We start from the raw sequence: 15,602 nt of genomic DNA, 5'->3' as shown, positions 1-15,602 counted from the left end.
TCTCCTTATTTCAAACATAGCTGCACGAGATCATCCACATGCGCAGTTGCGAGACAGACGACCGTATCGGCAGACCCATAATAAATTTTCACTTCACCATCAGGTTCAAGAATCATGCCGCCAGGGAAAATCACATCGTTTCGAAACCCGCCATCTGTCTCATAACTGACTTCGGGAGTGAGTAATGGCTCTTTATACATGCCTATCAGCTTTTTCGGATTATGGAGATCAAGGAGCATAATGCCGGCAGTGTATCTTTTTTTCCAGGCAGGCTCCCAGCCATTCTTGCCTCTTGAGTGATCGATATCTACCGCATGGAAGGTCGTTAACCAGCCTCGATCTGTTCGTATCGGAGGTGCGGCTGGCCCCACTTTGTCATTAGCAAAAGGTACTTGCTCTACAGCAAGCAGGAGATCTGAATTGCCCCAATAAACCAAATCCGGTGAATCCGCAATCCACGTATCAAAGCGATCCAATCCGCCTCGGCTGTAAACGGTGAAAGGACGCTCCAAACGAACATACTTGCCGCCTATTTTCTCAGGAAAAAGGACCATATTTCGCAAATCGGGGGTCGATAAGCTTAGAACTTCAAAATTCTCAAAATCATCTGTAACAGCTATGCCTCCGCGAATACCATGCTGTGTATCTACGGCAAAGCACATATAACAACGTCCATCAATAACGGTAAGGCGCGGATCGTAGGCTCGAATAATTTCCTCGTCATTCATTTTGAAACAAGGCTTGGGTCCGACTTCCCAATGGATTCCGTCTTGACTGTAGGCAATCCCTAAATCCGTCGTGGAGGACGGCTCCAATATCTGCTCACTGACAGAGCCGTAGTCATTGCGAAATACCATCACATACCGTCCATTGAACTTGGTCACTCCTGCATTAAACACAAGTGCTGTCGGATACGGAACACGCCCTGCATCCAAGATAGGATTTGCAGGATGGCGCTGAATCACTTCGCTGGATTTTAATGAACCGAGAATAGGTAAAGTCATAGTTTAACCTCCAATTGGTTTATATTTGGAAATAGGTTCCGTTCCTAACGGATATTCCACTTCATTAGCCGAACCATCAAGCTTAACTTTGATTGGACCCGCAGGGGTCGCTACTGCTCCTATACAAGATGTCATTCCAGTTGGCATATGAGGCTGAAAGGAAAATTGCTTGTAGCCTGGTTCAATAGGCTGTATGCCTAGCACATGTTTGCTGATCCAGTAAACCGGCGTGCTAGCCCAGCTGTGACACAGACTGATTCTGTAGGAATCATAAGATCTGTATGTTGTCAGTGTCCGGTGAATATCCGGGGCTGGGGTTAGACGTACACTCTCCCAGAAGGTTGTAGCTCCTTCATTCAGCATCGTTCCCCATACAGTCGAAATCGTATGCCAAGCTCGGTCATGCATTCCGCAATCAGACTGGCATTCGGCAAGCCAATAGGCGGACAATGGGGTTATGGGATCGGCCAGCACGTAGCCTTCCAGAAATTCCTTTGCTTTAACCTCACATACGTACCCGCTTCGAATCCCGAGAAGCGTTGTTATGAGTGCTTTTGCCCCTGTAAAACAATCTTCATCAATCATCGGAGGTGAACCTATAAATAAGATACCTAACTCAGGTATGTGCGTGGTCAGCTTCTGCAAGCTCTCTCTGGCTATGTTTACAATAGCCTGCAGCGCATACCAGGACTCTTCCTGTTCTATCGGCACCCATTCGATGTATGCCTGATGTCGTTCGAGGAACCAACCTGTATCCGGGCTAATATTGCTATTAATAAAAGTGACATGACGGACGATATCTTCTCGGGATTGTAATATAAATTCCCGATCTCCTGTGTGCAAGAAGTATTCCCACATGTTATCCAGCCACCACAAGGTGTACGAAGAGATCCCATTCATCCACTGACCGTATGGGGTGTGGCCCATCTCCAGCAATGATCGCTTCAGAACATCAAATTGGTCCCAGAGCACATAATCCGATTTCGCTGCCAAATAAATATCATAAGCCCAATTAAGCCGATCTCGTTTAATTCCATCCCATAGCCCTAGTTGGTGGCAGATTAAGCTTGTATGGGCCGCAGTCTCGTAAATGTTATCGAGTAGTGAGAGGTCACTCTTTACCGTCCCGATTTGTGGCAATGGTACGCCAACGGAGTCAAAGCCTACGCTCAGCTTGAATGGGACTTGTTCCAATGACTGCCCATTGATATATAAATCCACATAGCGCAACCCTTGCGGATGTTGAACCATCCTTGCGCCCGGAGCAAGCTCGAAGCATTCTGTAATACACTGGTTGTAATGCTCCATTTCCGTCAGAGACTCAGCCCCGTTCCACATAATCGTGACAGTCGAGCTACCCTCATTCACCATCCATAGCCTGACGTTGTACTCTTTCTGTAAATCGAATCGGATCCACGCTGCCTCCGTTAGGTCCGATTTCTGCTGGATCGCCCGGAGCTCTTTCCACTGTCGCTGTTTGCGCAGGTGATAGAAGAGCTCGTGGCGGTCAGTCTGCCAGTTGGTGTATGGAAATCCGAATGCAGCCATTCCTGCCAGCTCCCACCCCGCTTCGGTATGATATCCTTGCATGCTTCGCGATGCGAGAACCAAGCTATCCTGAATCGGATTAGCCTGCAAGTCTCCATATCCACCTACAACAAACGATTCATGGCTATTGTCCAGATCTCCGAAGGGCTCTTCGCCTAACCGACACACTAGATGAACAGGTTCACCTTCAGTTGTCCAGCTCACGTCGCTAACCATTACGATCCCATTTTCCGATTCCACATAGCAGATACAGCCGACTGTACGGTCATAAAGATGAGCACTGACAGGCTTAATCGGAATCGGCTCGGTGCATGTGATATGCAGCGTCAATTCATGTTCACCTTCGGATAACCGCTCTTCTACTGGCACCTCCAAAAATCGGGTAGCATTCACGGGATGTTCCTCGCACTCTGCAAGCAATACGCCATCCAGCTTAACTTGAATATGTCCGGTAGCAGAGACACAAATATGCGTTAGACATACATCTGTTGCAAGGTTAAACCGCTGCGTCAGCGTTACGTTCAACCGTTTCTCCTTATCCTTGTGCCAGATCCAGCTTGGTATCTGTTTGCAAGAAGTCATATGATCTCCCTCCGTTGCTTCCTAGCTAACAGGTTTAACATACCGATTTTGGTACGCCCCATCAATCTACATTTCTTTGCAGGATTAACATACGGATAAAACAAAGAAACCTGAGGCATCCTCAGGCTTCTTTGAGAACTATTGGTTCCACTAAAGATTATTGGTGTACCTTTCGATAATCACCCGGTGTCGTTCCAATCATTTTCTTAAATTCACGAATAAAGGACATTTGATGCAGATACCCTACATTCTCCGAAATTTCTTGAACAGAAAGCGTCGTTGCGAGGAACACTTTTCCGCTCTTTGAATTAACATACCCAATTAAAGATCGTTCCAGCAATCTACATTTCTTTGCAGGATTAACATGCATGACTGGTGTACCTTTCGGTAATTACCCGGATTAGAAATACTAAGTGGCGAATGAAATGAGAGCCTTTTTGGACAAAAGAAAGCTCCTCTTCAATTAGTGGTTGATTGATTAAACCTGACTAATTAAAGGGAGCTTAATATGATATAGGAAGCCTTAATGTATGGCTGATCTACTTGCTCGCCTTACGGATTATAGCTCACCTTGGCATCATCTACGCTCATCGAGCTGGCGTTGCCGCCGATTGATGAGATTAGCTTATCGACCTTGGTCAACCCGGCATACCGATAGTTCCACTGCGAGCCTCGCAGCTCGCCGTTCACGTATACATCGAACTTTTTAGTTGAGGTGTTGATAATCACTTTTAGACGGTATGGAACTCCGTTCGTGATCGAAGTCAGCAGGTTCGTTTGTGTACCACCGTTGTAGCCCCAGATTCTGCCGTTCTGCATAATGAGATGAGCAGCACTACTGTTCGAGGTGAGGCTGCTGTCCACGACGACCAGGGCATTTTTCCAGTTGTTGTCATCGGCGGTCACTGTCGCTTCTGCGATGACCATGCTGCCTGCCGGTGCAGTAAACACATGATACGCCTCGGCTTTGCCGCTGGTGGACGTTGTTGTCAATTTGGCGGCTTTGTTAGTAGTCGATCCGCTCACCATCTGTACCACCCCCGTATTCCCCGAGACGCCGCCGTTATCGAACACCCAGCCGCCTTGCCCATTCAGATTGCCAAGCGCCATGCCGTTAAAGTCCTCATCAATTAAGGTGGTTAATGTAAGCGGTGCATACGATACTTTCACATCGTCCACGCTCATTGAGCTGGCGTTGCCGGCGATGGAGGTAGAGAACTTGTCGAGCGTGTTCACTCCTGTGAAACGATAATTCCAGCCAGTGGCAAGCAGCGTATCGTTGACGTAAACATCGTATTTTTTCGTCGATGTATTGATCACGACCTTCAAGCGGTACGGTTGGCCATTCGTGATCCCCGTTAAAACATCGGTTTTGGTGCTGCCGTTATAGCCCCAAATTTTGCCGCTTTGCATAACCAGTTGAGCGGCATTATTATTGCTGGTTAAGCTGTTGTCTGCAATGATTAGAGCATTTTTCCAATTGCTGTCATCGGTCGTTACGGTGACTTCCGCAGTGATGTAGCCGCCTTGAGGCGCGTTAAATAAACGAGATGCTTCGGCACTTCCGCTAGTCGAGCCTGTCGTAACTTTCAGCGATTTTTCATCGTAAGCGCCGTTCTCTGGCTGCACAACCACAGTATTCTCTGCCACTCCTGCGTTATTGAAGATCCAGCCGTTTTGCCCGGTCAACGTGCCAGGCGTCATAGTATTAAAATCTTCGTTCACCGTGTAGCCGGTAACTGGGCCTGCGGATGGCGTTGTAAAAAATGCCTTGATGCTTTTGCCGCCGGCGCCGTTCACATTGACCGTGAGGGTAGTCGTACCGCCGCTGGTGCTGGCTGTTATCCGTGAATCCTTATATGCCACCGGCCCCAGATTTTGCGCAATCGTAAGTTGAATGGTGCCCGTATTTGCCAACGTTGGGTCGGATACGGAAACTTCGGTTCCGTTCTCACTCGTGCGTACCATGACGGAAGCCTTTTTGTTGCTGGTAACACTGCTAACCGTTTTTACTGCATCATTCCAGAAGTTAACACCTAGTATGCCCAGCGCATTTTCTTTCACGGCCTGTGCATCGGTTGAATTCTCAATCACCGTAATGTCCGGGTTTGCGGCATAAGTATCCACCTCTCCGCTGGACTTGCCCGGCAGCAGCACATAGGAGTATTGGGCATTTGTTGGATTCGTACCGTGATCGAACCACAAATTCATGTAATTGCGCGTGTAGTTCGTCGTGTAGTCAGTACCTAAATAGTATTGGTTGATGCTCGACCATTGGTCTGTTCGCGACTCACGCAATCCCTTTAATGTTGTTGCTGTAGGGAAATAGTAACCGATGTCCGAACCTGCTACATTTCCGGCCAAATGAATTCGGCTCACGCCAGTCATCGTCTCGCTCCACCCAAGCGTTGCAGATTTGGCTGCACCGTTTACAGTGAGTGCGTTGTTGCCGCTGCTGTTCAGCTTTCGGTTTTCAACGATGGTTTCAACAACCTTGTTATCTGTAGACGTAATTCCGGCACCCAGATTCACGATTTCATCATCAAACATGAACCATGATTTCTTAGCTGTCAGCGTGGCGGCATTAGCCGTGTATTGCATACCTGAAGTCCCGTAAAGTCCCGCAATCTCCGTGCCTCCAACCCAACTATTTGGATTTTTCACATTGGGGGCTGCTGTAGTATTCTGATTAACAGTCGTACCAGGCAAGCGATAACTGTTTACGGTAGGCCAGAAGGAATCCTTGTACTGGCTCAAATCCGAATTATACAGATAGGTCATCCCGTCCCCAGTATGCCAACCTTTTAGATTCTCTAGATTAAGAGACTCATAATTGCCAATTTTATTGGAAGACATGCTTATTCCAAAAGCAAATCCCGGTCTATGGTGTATGGTTCTAGCCATATTTGGATATTGTTTGTTCATGATAAGCGCAGCTCTTGGAGTAACGGATGCATCATTCACGATTTGTTTCGCTTGCACAATATCGCTTATTAAAATTAAATCCGCATACTTGGTAGGAGAAGTAGCATCCAACATCCATTTTTTGACCATCGATTTATAAGCTGCCCGATCGCTGGTGGATGGAGCGGATAAAGACATCCTGACCACGGAAGCTCCAAGCGCTCCCATCGACGTTAACCCTTTATCATCGCTGGCAAATCTTGCAATGTTTCTTCCTCTGACCATATCAAGCACGGACGTATTGTAAAATAGCGGTTCAAAGGCATCATAAATCCATTGATAGATGTTATTCACATCCGGATCCGTGATGTCCCATGAAGAACCTGCTACGACGTACATCACCTTGGTCAAATTATCTAGCAAACTTACGCCATATCCGCCATTGTAAGGAATTAGTGCGGTATGTTGAAGAAATGAACCATCACTATACATTCCTTCTCCAGAAGTCACATAGTCAAATACCGAACTAAGCTGGTCTCTGCCTTCAATGATTTTGGCACTGTTCTTAACAATAATCCCGCTCGTAATTTTAATGTTACAAGCCCATACGCGATTAGCTCCAGTTAGGCCTGCCCCCCATTGAAGCGCTTGATAATCGATTACAGCATGCCAATTGCTAATCTGTGTTGCTGTTAAACTAGAATAAAGCCATATCGTAATGTTGTTAATAACAAGTGGTGAAGTGACCTGCCAGTCAAACCAATTGTCATAACCTCTTTTAGGCACGCTGGTGTTATATCGGTTAGCATACATCCAATCCATGGCGCTTATGATATCCGCCTGCAAAGTTGCGTTGTTTTGAAGCGTTGAACCTCTTGTAACATAAGCCAGAGTCATCGCTTCTAAACGTTGATAGCTTCCTGAAACATGCTCCGACTCTGTTGTCGTTGCCATGTCACTCCACAGGTAGGTTCTTCCTGGACTCTTATTCATCGTATCCCAGTTCGTCTGTGCAAGGGTTGTAATATTGGTGACCTTGGTGCTGATGTCCGGATCAGCCGGATTATAGGTAGGCCCTCCAGTGGTAAAATCATAAATTTTCGCTCGTAATGTGTCATACTCATCTGCCGCATAGGCAGGGTCCATTGGAAGTGCCACTAAATTGACAATCATAGTCAGGACAAGTGTTAGCGCTTTCAAAAAACGGAATTTTCCTTTTAACATAATAATCCCCTTTCATAATGCCATTCATTTGCTGACCTTACTTCCGCCTCATCAATGCGATAATGGATTCACCTTCGCCTTTGACACTTGCTGGGACAAGATCACCTCCATCTACATCATACGTTTTGTTCATTAACCTTTTACGACTCCAATCCTCACGCCTTAACCACAACTTTTGTAACCATCGTTAACTATGACCAACGGAAGTAACAGGATTAACATACTCATTATGGATCGTTCCAGCAATCTACATTTCTTTGCAGGATTAACATGCAGCCTTCCCCCTTGGAAAGGGGCTCAACACTGATATCAGTTGAAAAAAAACCTCCAAAACCACAAGAATTGTGGCCTTGGAAGCTCTATGATGGAAGCTCTATCGCCTAAGCAGTAACCTTATTGGTGTACCTTCCGATAATCGCCCGGTGTCGTCCCTATCATTTTCTTAAAAGCCCGAATGAATGACATCTGATGTAAATAACCTACACGCTCCGAAATTTCTTGAATAGAGAGTGCAGTCCCCCTCAACAGTTCCTTCGCGTGCTCCATCCGAACCTGACAGAGATACACAACGAACTTTTCACCGAAGTCCTCTTTAAACAGCGTACTCAAGCTGGAAGAATTCATATGGAATTGCTCGCTTAGTCCAGACAAAGACAGATCAGGATTACTGAAGTTCTCCTCAATGTAATCCCTCACCCTCTGTACGACACCATGATTCCCTTTACTTTCCCGTATCGCTTCCATTTTCTTCGCACAGGATGAGAGTGATTGGGAATAGAAGAACTCTAACTCGTCTAATGTTTCGAGGGAATCTATATTCTCATCCCACGGTGTCCGAAACTCGCGATTCCACAACTCCTGATATTCCGGAGGCAGCTCCATCATTTCCCGGTAGAAATAATAGTTCATGTAACTCAGAATACCGCTAATCTCTTCTCTCGGCAGCAGCAGTCGTTTTAATCCTTCAAATAAAAGCCTTAGCTGCTCATGCCAGCCTTCATTGCCTACACGGAAGGCTTGGGCGATCGTCCGTACATATTGCAAGTACACGTAGAGATCATCATGGGACAGCAGCTCAATTTCCCAATGACCGATGACTCGGTTGCTTCCAAGGGCCGATTTATAATCAAGCGCTCTTGCTGCTGATTCATAGGACTGCGAGATGGCATTCACCTCGGTAACTGTGTATCCTAAGCCAAACGTCACGGTTAGCTTCAAATTGTCCTGCATCCATTGGCGAACTTGATCAGCTAGCGTTAACATGAGAGGTTCCGCCTGAATCTGCTGCTGTTCTTCCAGAAAAATCACACATAACCGATGATTGGTGACCCATTCCTGCCAGATACGAAGACCCTTAGTGTCAGCCGTCTCATCGACTACTTTTTTCAAAATATACTTAAACAATCCCTGATCCTTGCGTGAATGTTCACTGATAAATTCCAAATACTTATCAATTTCAATCACACTGACCGACGCACTTCCAAATGAATCCATATTCATCTCACGTAGCTCGTCTTCCCACTCCGCTTGTTCAATCGGACGACTGCCGTCAACCAATTCGTGGAATAGCTGGACACGTCTATACTTCTGATTCACGAGACTCTGATTCTGATACGCTTGACTGACCTCGATGATACTGCTTAACGTGTAATCAATATAACTAAGTTCATCCACCGTCGGTCCTTGAATCGGATGCTCCTTATGCACCTGATTGTATTTCTCAATACGGGACATGATGGTCTCAATCGGCTTATAGTTTTTTCGTGTAATATAGACAATCCAGCCTATCGCTAGCAGCAGACCTAAGAACCCCACAATAAACCAGCCGCTCTTCATGTAATTGAAAATATTGCCCAACTCTTCCTTCTTGAGCGAGCTTGTATAGGTCCAACCTGTGTAGTTGGATATTATCGTAATGTCATTAACTTTCGGATCCTTGCCTTTTTGCTCGAAAATCTTCTGTCCTTGACTATCACTCAATGCTATCTGATTCACTTCAGATATGCCGTATTTATTTAGAAACTCTTGGATTGCGTTTACTTTCACATTAACGACCAGAATAGCGATCCCTTTACTTTGCAGGGGAACACTTCTGGACAAGGAAATGACTGTACCCTCCAGATTCCCATCTTTTACAGTCCTATAGGGACGGGGCAAACTCCAGCTAGTTAGTTCAGGATTATTTATATGACTTTCAATGAATGGTTTATCTCCAACTTGATCGACATTCAGCTTTGTTTTATCACTAATAACCGTGCCATCACCTGCCCGATACAAATAAACAGAATCAATCCATGGATTGGTAGATGTTAGGCTCTGAAGCAGCCGGGAAAGCTCGATGAAAAAATTAGTATCACTTTGCATCCCAGCGAAGGTCGTTATGCTAACATTGCGAGTTATCGTTTCAAGCATCATCATTTCAATGGAGTTCAACGACATGTCGATGCTATTCTGGATATTTTGAACATATACGCCACTCGATTTCAGGGCTTCTTTGCGGGACAGATCATTGAGCTGAACGACTCCAATAAATACGAATAAACACACGATAAGAATTAAAACAGGTACATAGGAAAGTAGCAAGCGATGGAACCAATTTCTTCTCAAGTTGGGCTCTCTCCTTCATCATATATGGCTGTTTATTTAACCATTCTAACCTTGATGTGATGAACGAGCAATATACATCCTATCGTGGAGTTAACATGAGAGCGTTTCTCTGAAGAAAAAAGCCTTCGCAGCATAGAAATCACCGCAAAGGCTCTCAATTAAATCCATTTATTTCGTCAACAACTTATAGTAATCTTTCGTGAAAATAACGTCTTTTTTGTTATCCGTATAGGCTTTTGTATAGAAGTCATCGACTTTCTTACCGCCGCCTTTTTCCCAAGCCTCTTGTGCATCTTTCATCGCTTGTTCAACCGAATAACTTGCTCCACCTACAACTGCTTTTGTATAAATATTCGTAAGAGTATTCTTCAACGTGTTTTTAATAACTGTCAAATCATCCGTCAATGTAACTGGAAGCACGATCTCGGACGTTGTTGGACGATCTGGTGTGATATAAGCCGCTCTACCTTGTTTGATCAATTCGGTATACGCTTTATCAATCGGCTTCGATGGATCAAGTTGGTTCGTATAATCCACACATTTGCCCATCTCGCCTGTTTGAGACATCATTTGGAAATCGCCATTCCAATTTAATTCTTTCTTATTTTTCTCTGCATCAATTGGTTTCGGACAACCATCTACCATCTTATAGTTAACGCCTTCAATCCCATACATCAACGTCTTTTGAACATCTGGCTCCATTAACCAATCCACATACTTCACAACGGCTTCTACGTTCTTCGCTGTTGCATTAATGGCAGATGTAAATTGCATAGGTACTGCACCTGCAGGTGAGAATTGACCGATTTCAGACTTCGGAAGCGGTAGAATCGTCACTTTGGCATCTGGATTATTTTTGATCAGCGTATTGTAGACATCGAAACCTTTTGCTCCTTCTAACACATCTGAACCATAAATGCCCAGCTTGCCGTTTACCCAATCTTGCTGTGCTTTAGCCATATTTTTGTCTGTGAACGTATCTTTATCTACAGTGCCAGCATCATACAGACTCTTTTTAAATGCTAAATCTGCTTTTGGACGATCCCATGTCCGTACATATTGATCATTGATCAGATGATAGGACGTGATCATTGGCAATGTTTCATCACTCGCTTGCCCTAGTTGGTACATATAGTCTACATCCCAGAAAGTCGAACCCAATGTATCCTTCTTGCCATTACCGTCAGGATCTTGCTCTGTGAATGCTTTCGCAACTTGAAGATACTCTTCCGTTGTTTTTGGCATTGGAAGCTTCAATTTATCCAACCAGTCCTGGCGAATCATCACATAATGGTTAGCTGCGAAAGGAAGCGTGCGACCAAAGAAGAACGTTTTCCCATTAAATCTTGTTAATTTTTGTAAAGACTCATTTCCGGAGATCACTTTCTTGTAATTCGTGGAATACTTCGCAATGGCATCATCGATTGGGATAATTTGCCCTTTGGATGCCAAATCCTTCATATAAGGATTCGAAAATTCCATGATTAAGTCAGGTGCTTGCCCTGCAGCGAACAGGACGTTCCACTTCTCCGAGGAGTTCGTACGTGGAACAGGGATAAACTCAACTTGCACCGGTGCATTCTCATTAATCCACTTCGTCCAGCGGTTATTCGTAATCGTGCCTTCGCCCTCAGGGACATTGTTACGATCATAAATGGATACCGTAATTTTCGGCTTAGGTCCAGCTGGTTTCGCACTTGCCGCAGCCGTGCTTGCAGCGCTTGCTGCAGGTGTTGCGCTATCTGTCTTTTCTTTATCCGATGCACAAGCTGTAAGTAGTGCTGTGCTTGAGAGTACTAGAGCTAAGGAAATGGACGTTGCTTTCATTTTGCTGATTTTTTTCATATGAATAAGTCACCCCTCATGATATGTACGTGCAATTTTTAAGATATCCCCGATTAATTCATCTACTTGTAAAACTAAGACTACCATGTTTGTCGCTGCACATCACCCCTTTCAAAGAATTACCATTACCCTTTCACAGCGCCGACCATGACACCTTTGACGAAAAAGCGTTGTAAGAACGGATATACGATCAACATCGGTAATGTCATCACAATGACACCTGCCGCTTTAACACCTTCTGGTGTAATCAATGCGGCCATTTCTGGCTGTGTTTGTGTCAGCTCCTGCATCAAACTTTGATTTTGAATCATTTGTTGCACGAGTACCGCTAGATTCAACTTGCTGGAATCATTGATATAAATCAGTACATTCATGAAAGCGTTCCAGTGGCCTACCCCATAAAATAAGGATAACGCAGCTAGGACTGGCAATGACAAAGGCAACACAATCTGAATGATCAAACGCCATTCGGAGCAACCATCAATACGCGAAGCCTCCTCCAACTCTTCCGGCAATCCTTCGAAAAAGCTTCTCAAAACCAAGAGATTCCATACCGTAATCAAACCAGGCAACCACAGAGCGCCGTAACTATTGATAAGCCCCAATTTTTGGACCAATAAATAGGTAGGAATGAGACCCGCTGAGAAGATCATGGTGAAAATAATAGCAAATGAATATAATTTGCGTCCGATAAAATAACGCTTAGACAAGGGGTAGGCAGCTAGGATTGTGAACACCATATTCAGGAGTGTCCCTACCACCGTAATAATCAAACTATTGGTAAAATCCTTGATGATTGGGCTTTCCTTGAACAGCGCATTATAGCCGTCTAAGCTCAAATTAACAGGCCAAAAGCTAACGGTCCCCGACATCAACGCATGCTTATCACTCAGTGACAGCGCTAAAATGTGAACAATAGGTAACAAACAGCTGAGACCAATGACCAGTAAAAATATATAGTTGAGGGCGTAAAATACCTTCTCTCCTCGTGTATGGTTCATAAGCTTCTCCTTCTTAACTTTTGTTAGTAGGTCATGTGTTCGCCTACCATAAGCCTTGGCCGAAGCGGCGTGCAATTCGATTGGCTGCAAGCACCAAGATTAAACCAACCAAGGACTCAAATAATCCCATTGCTGTCGCAAGACTGAAATTCGCTTGCTGGATACCGATTTTGTACATGAAGGTACTAATGACCTCGGATATTGCAGAGACAGCATTATTCTGGAGAACATACACTTGATCGAAGCCTAATTCCATCAAATGTCCGATCTTCAGAATTAACATAATAATGATCGTTGGCAAAATCGCAGGCAATGTAATACGTATGGTTTGCTGCCATTTATTAGCGCCATCTATGCTTGATGCTTCATATAAGCTTTGGTCAATGGCTGTAAGTGCAGCGAGATAAATAATCGCGTTCCAGCCGGCTTCCTTCCAAACACCCGATGACAAGAAGATAGCAATCCACGAGAATTCTTTATATAAGAACGGATATGTCTCACCAAAAATCTTTTCAATTACATGATTGAGCGTACCTGTACTTTGCGAAAAGACCGTAACCACAATGCCGCCAACAATGACCCAGTTGAGAAAATGCGGCAGATAAACCAACGTCTGAACCAACCGCTTGAACTGGATCTTCCTTACCTCATTGAGCAGCAGCGCTAATATGATCGGAACCGGGAAGCCAATGAGGATACTTAACCCACTCAGCTTTAAGGTGTTCCACACGATACCAAAAATTTGTTTATTCTGAAAGATCATTTTAAAGCTGTCGAAGCCTGCCCAAGGGCTGCCCCAGATCCCTTTAATGAAGCTGTACTTCTTAAAAGCAATGACGAGTCCCGTCATCGGGAAGTATTTAAATATAAGGAAGAAAAGGATGATTGGCACAAACATGATGTACAACGGAATGTTCTGTTTAAGAACGCGTTTGCCATACTTCCTAACTAACCAATTGGGTTTAGTTTTTTCTGTGCTCGCCTTCTGATTGACCATTGCTGATGTTGAAGGCGGGTGTGCTTGACTCATCGGTGTCACTTCCTTGCTCTGTAATATGAACTCATCGTACCTTCTCAGCCGTCATCAGTACAATATACATGATTTCGATTAGTTAACAGGCTGATGTATCGCGGATATTCGCTGTCCGATATACACTTTTTCTAGGGATATACATGTGAATAATCCTTGATATATTAAGCTTTTGGAGCTCCTATCTCCCAGAAAGAGGGATGTCCTTGAAGCTTCGCTAATGCTTCCATGTAGTAGTAATCGCCGTAAATGAGCGGCTTATTGATGTTCTGATTCATTGGTACGTTGCCTGTCCCAGCGAGTAGGATCGCTTCTTCGGAGTCATCTGCCTGATAATTGTTCGCTAAGGACTGCAAGATCGCACACGCTTGCTCCTTATAAAAGAGTGCATTATCGCCTGCACAGAGCGCAGCCAGATCCAGCAACCCGCTTGCCGCAATCGCTGCGGCACTTGTATCACGCGATGCCCCGTCGAAGGTCGGCAATCGGAAGTCCCAATACGGCACCTTATCCTCCGGTAAGTGTGCCAGGAAGAAAGCGGCAGCATGCTCCGCAGCTGCCAAGAGACCGGCACGGCCGGAATGGCGGTAGCTGAGCACCGAGCCATAGATCGACCATGCCGAACCCCGTGCCCATGCGGACTCTTCCGCATAGCCTTGGCCACCGAGAGCACCGGTGCGTTCACCTGTCTCTGGGTCGAAGCAGACTATGTGATACGCGGAGCCATCCGCGCGAATAAACTGCTTGGCGGCCATTCCGGCGTGCGCCTCTGCGATATGCTTAAAGCGAGGGTCGCCAGTTTGCTGCGACGCCCAGTAGAGCAGCGGCAAATTCATCATGCAATCGATGATCGCCCAGCCTACTCGCTCAGGGCTGTTCCACGCGCGGATGAATCTTCCCTTGATATTGAATCGTCCCGCCAAATGACTGGCAATCTTCAATGCTCGGCGTTTGGACTGCTCGTTCCCTGTGAGGTGCCAGTTCGCTACCGAAGTTAGCGTCCACATGAAGCCCATATCATGATCTAGGGGCTCATAAGCTTCGATCACCGCATCCATCTTCTGCTCGCAGCTCTCGGCGAGTTGGCGCAATTGTTCATCTTGCCTATCTTGATAAATGAGCCATAATAACCCTGGCCAGAAGCCAGCTGTCCAGTATTGCGGAGTGGTCAATTGAAATTGACCCTCCAGCGAACCGTGTGGGAATGCTGCACCCACCCGGAGACTTGAGTTCTTCACTTTGCGGACTCCTTGTTCCCAAGCATCTGCTATCCATTGTTCTGTTGTCATCTACTGTACACTCCCATCCGTTGAATGTTCCAAGCATATCCACATCCAATGGCTAGCTCAATATACACGTTTTCGTTGGGTTAACAGGATTGGTGAAAGGGATGCTGAAACGAGAAATGCTGCCCGTTTCGGGTAGCATGAGGGAAAGGGATGGAGGATTCGCTATCTGCGGCTGAACGCAACACCTTCTAAACCGCTGTGTGAGGCTTATTAAGCTTGGATTTCAATACACAAAAGAACCCTTCGGATTTCCGAAGAGCCTGACTGATGTATCCTTATTGCTTAATTACTATTCGGCCTAAACCTCGATGGCATTGATGGCAGAAGGACGAAGATTACAGTTGATTTGCCCTTCTTTTACAACAATATTTGTTTTGTTCCTTTGCCACGTCAATAAATGGCATATACCCATCACTGCCTAAAAAGGGATTAACGGTGACCATATCACCAGAAATCGTTCCATTACCTAAAGAAGCTCGAGCATAGGCTGTTGAAGTTGAACCAATATCCCCTCTTTTTGCATCGTTAGAGGGGCTGCCGCGAAGCAAGCCCCTCAATTATCGTTTCC

The 15,602-nt window shown here is 45.4% G+C and carries 10 protein-coding genes; all 10 read right to left on the bottom strand.

The window, feature by feature from the left end; translation table 11 throughout:
* Positions 1-5 precede the first annotated feature (5 nt).
* The 10 genes from AC58QC_RS07555 to AC58QC_RS07510 all read right to left on the bottom strand — a co-directional run bounded on the left by AC58QC_RS07555 (position 6) and on the right by AC58QC_RS07510 (position 15,582).
* Complete coding sequence (locus AC58QC_RS07555; RefSeq protein WP_497414568.1) at positions 6-1,004, bottom strand: glycoside hydrolase family 130 protein; 999 nt, start codon at positions 1,002-1,004, stop codon at positions 6-8.
* Positions 1,005-1,007: 3 nt separating this feature from the next.
* Positions 1,008-3,134: an alpha-L-rhamnosidase C-terminal domain-containing protein gene (locus tag AC58QC_RS07550; protein ID WP_497414567.1), complete on the bottom strand. Its 2,127-nt coding sequence runs from the start codon at positions 3,132-3,134 to the stop codon at positions 1,008-1,010.
* 157 nt (positions 3,135-3,291) lie between these two features.
* The gene (locus AC58QC_RS07545; RefSeq protein ID WP_497414566.1) at positions 3,292-3,504 is read right to left on the bottom strand and encodes a helix-turn-helix domain-containing protein; all 213 of its coding nucleotides are present in this window, start codon (positions 3,502-3,504) and stop codon (positions 3,292-3,294) included.
* Between the two features lie 182 nt (positions 3,505-3,686).
* Positions 3,687-7,262 (bottom strand): polysaccharide lyase 8 family protein, encoded by a 3,576-nt coding sequence (locus tag AC58QC_RS07540; protein ID WP_497414565.1) that lies wholly within the window; start codon positions 7,260-7,262, stop codon positions 3,687-3,689.
* Between the two features lie 393 nt (positions 7,263-7,655).
* A complete protein-coding gene (locus tag AC58QC_RS07535) occupies positions 7,656-9,869 on the bottom strand; it encodes a helix-turn-helix domain-containing protein (protein WP_497414564.1) in 2,214 nt (737 codons plus the stop codon).
* A gap of 168 nt (positions 9,870-10,037) precedes the next feature.
* Complete coding sequence (locus AC58QC_RS07530; protein ID WP_497414563.1) at positions 10,038-11,714, bottom strand: extracellular solute-binding protein; 1,677 nt, start codon at positions 11,712-11,714, stop codon at positions 10,038-10,040.
* A 125-nt stretch (positions 11,715-11,839) separates the two neighbouring features.
* Complete coding sequence (locus tag AC58QC_RS07525; RefSeq protein WP_497414562.1) at positions 11,840-12,715, bottom strand: carbohydrate ABC transporter permease; 876 nt, start codon at positions 12,713-12,715, stop codon at positions 11,840-11,842.
* Positions 12,716-12,758: 43 nt separating this feature from the next.
* Positions 12,759-13,745: an ABC transporter permease gene (locus tag AC58QC_RS07520; protein ID WP_497414561.1), complete on the bottom strand. Its 987-nt coding sequence runs from the start codon at positions 13,743-13,745 to the stop codon at positions 12,759-12,761.
* A 164-nt stretch (positions 13,746-13,909) separates the two neighbouring features.
* On the bottom strand, positions 13,910-15,034 hold the full coding sequence (locus tag AC58QC_RS07515) for a glycoside hydrolase family 88 protein (protein ID WP_497414560.1): 1,125 nt from the start codon (positions 15,032-15,034) through the stop codon (positions 13,910-13,912).
* Positions 15,035-15,369: 335 nt separating this feature from the next.
* Positions 15,370-15,582, bottom strand: a complete 213-nt coding sequence (locus tag AC58QC_RS07510) for an orotidine 5'-phosphate decarboxylase / HUMPS family protein (RefSeq protein ID WP_497414559.1) — start codon at positions 15,580-15,582, stop codon at positions 15,370-15,372.
* Positions 15,583-15,602 lie beyond the last annotated feature (20 nt).

It is taken from the genome of Paenibacillus sp. J22P51 (assembly GCF_059692215.1).
This window is presented reverse-complemented; position numbering and strand designations above follow the sequence as displayed.

Excerpts from the sequence above, each read along its gene's own strand:
- AC58QC_RS07555 (WP_497414568.1), bottom strand. The coding sequence starts at position 1,004 with ATGACTTTACCTATTCTCGGTTCATTAAAATCCAGCGAAGTGATTCAG.
- AC58QC_RS07550 (WP_497414567.1), bottom strand. The coding sequence starts at position 3,134 with ATGACTTCTTGCAAACAGATACCAAGCTGGATCTGGCACAAGGATAAG.
- AC58QC_RS07545 (WP_497414566.1), bottom strand. The coding sequence starts at position 3,504 with ATGCATGTTAATCCTGCAAAGAAATGTAGATTGCTGGAACGATCTTTA.
- AC58QC_RS07540 (WP_497414565.1), bottom strand. The coding sequence starts at position 7,262 with ATGTTAAAAGGAAAATTCCGTTTTTTGAAAGCGCTAACACTTGTCCTG.
- AC58QC_RS07530 (WP_497414563.1), bottom strand. The coding sequence starts at position 11,714 with ATGAAAAAAATCAGCAAAATGAAAGCAACGTCCATTTCCTTAGCTCTA.
- AC58QC_RS07525 (WP_497414562.1), bottom strand. The coding sequence starts at position 12,715 with ATGAACCATACACGAGGAGAGAAGGTATTTTACGCCCTCAACTATATA.
- AC58QC_RS07520 (WP_497414561.1), bottom strand. The coding sequence starts at position 13,745 with ATGAGTCAAGCACACCCGCCTTCAACATCAGCAATGGTCAATCAGAAG.
- AC58QC_RS07515 (WP_497414560.1), bottom strand. The coding sequence starts at position 15,034 with ATGACAACAGAACAATGGATAGCAGATGCTTGGGAACAAGGAGTCCGC.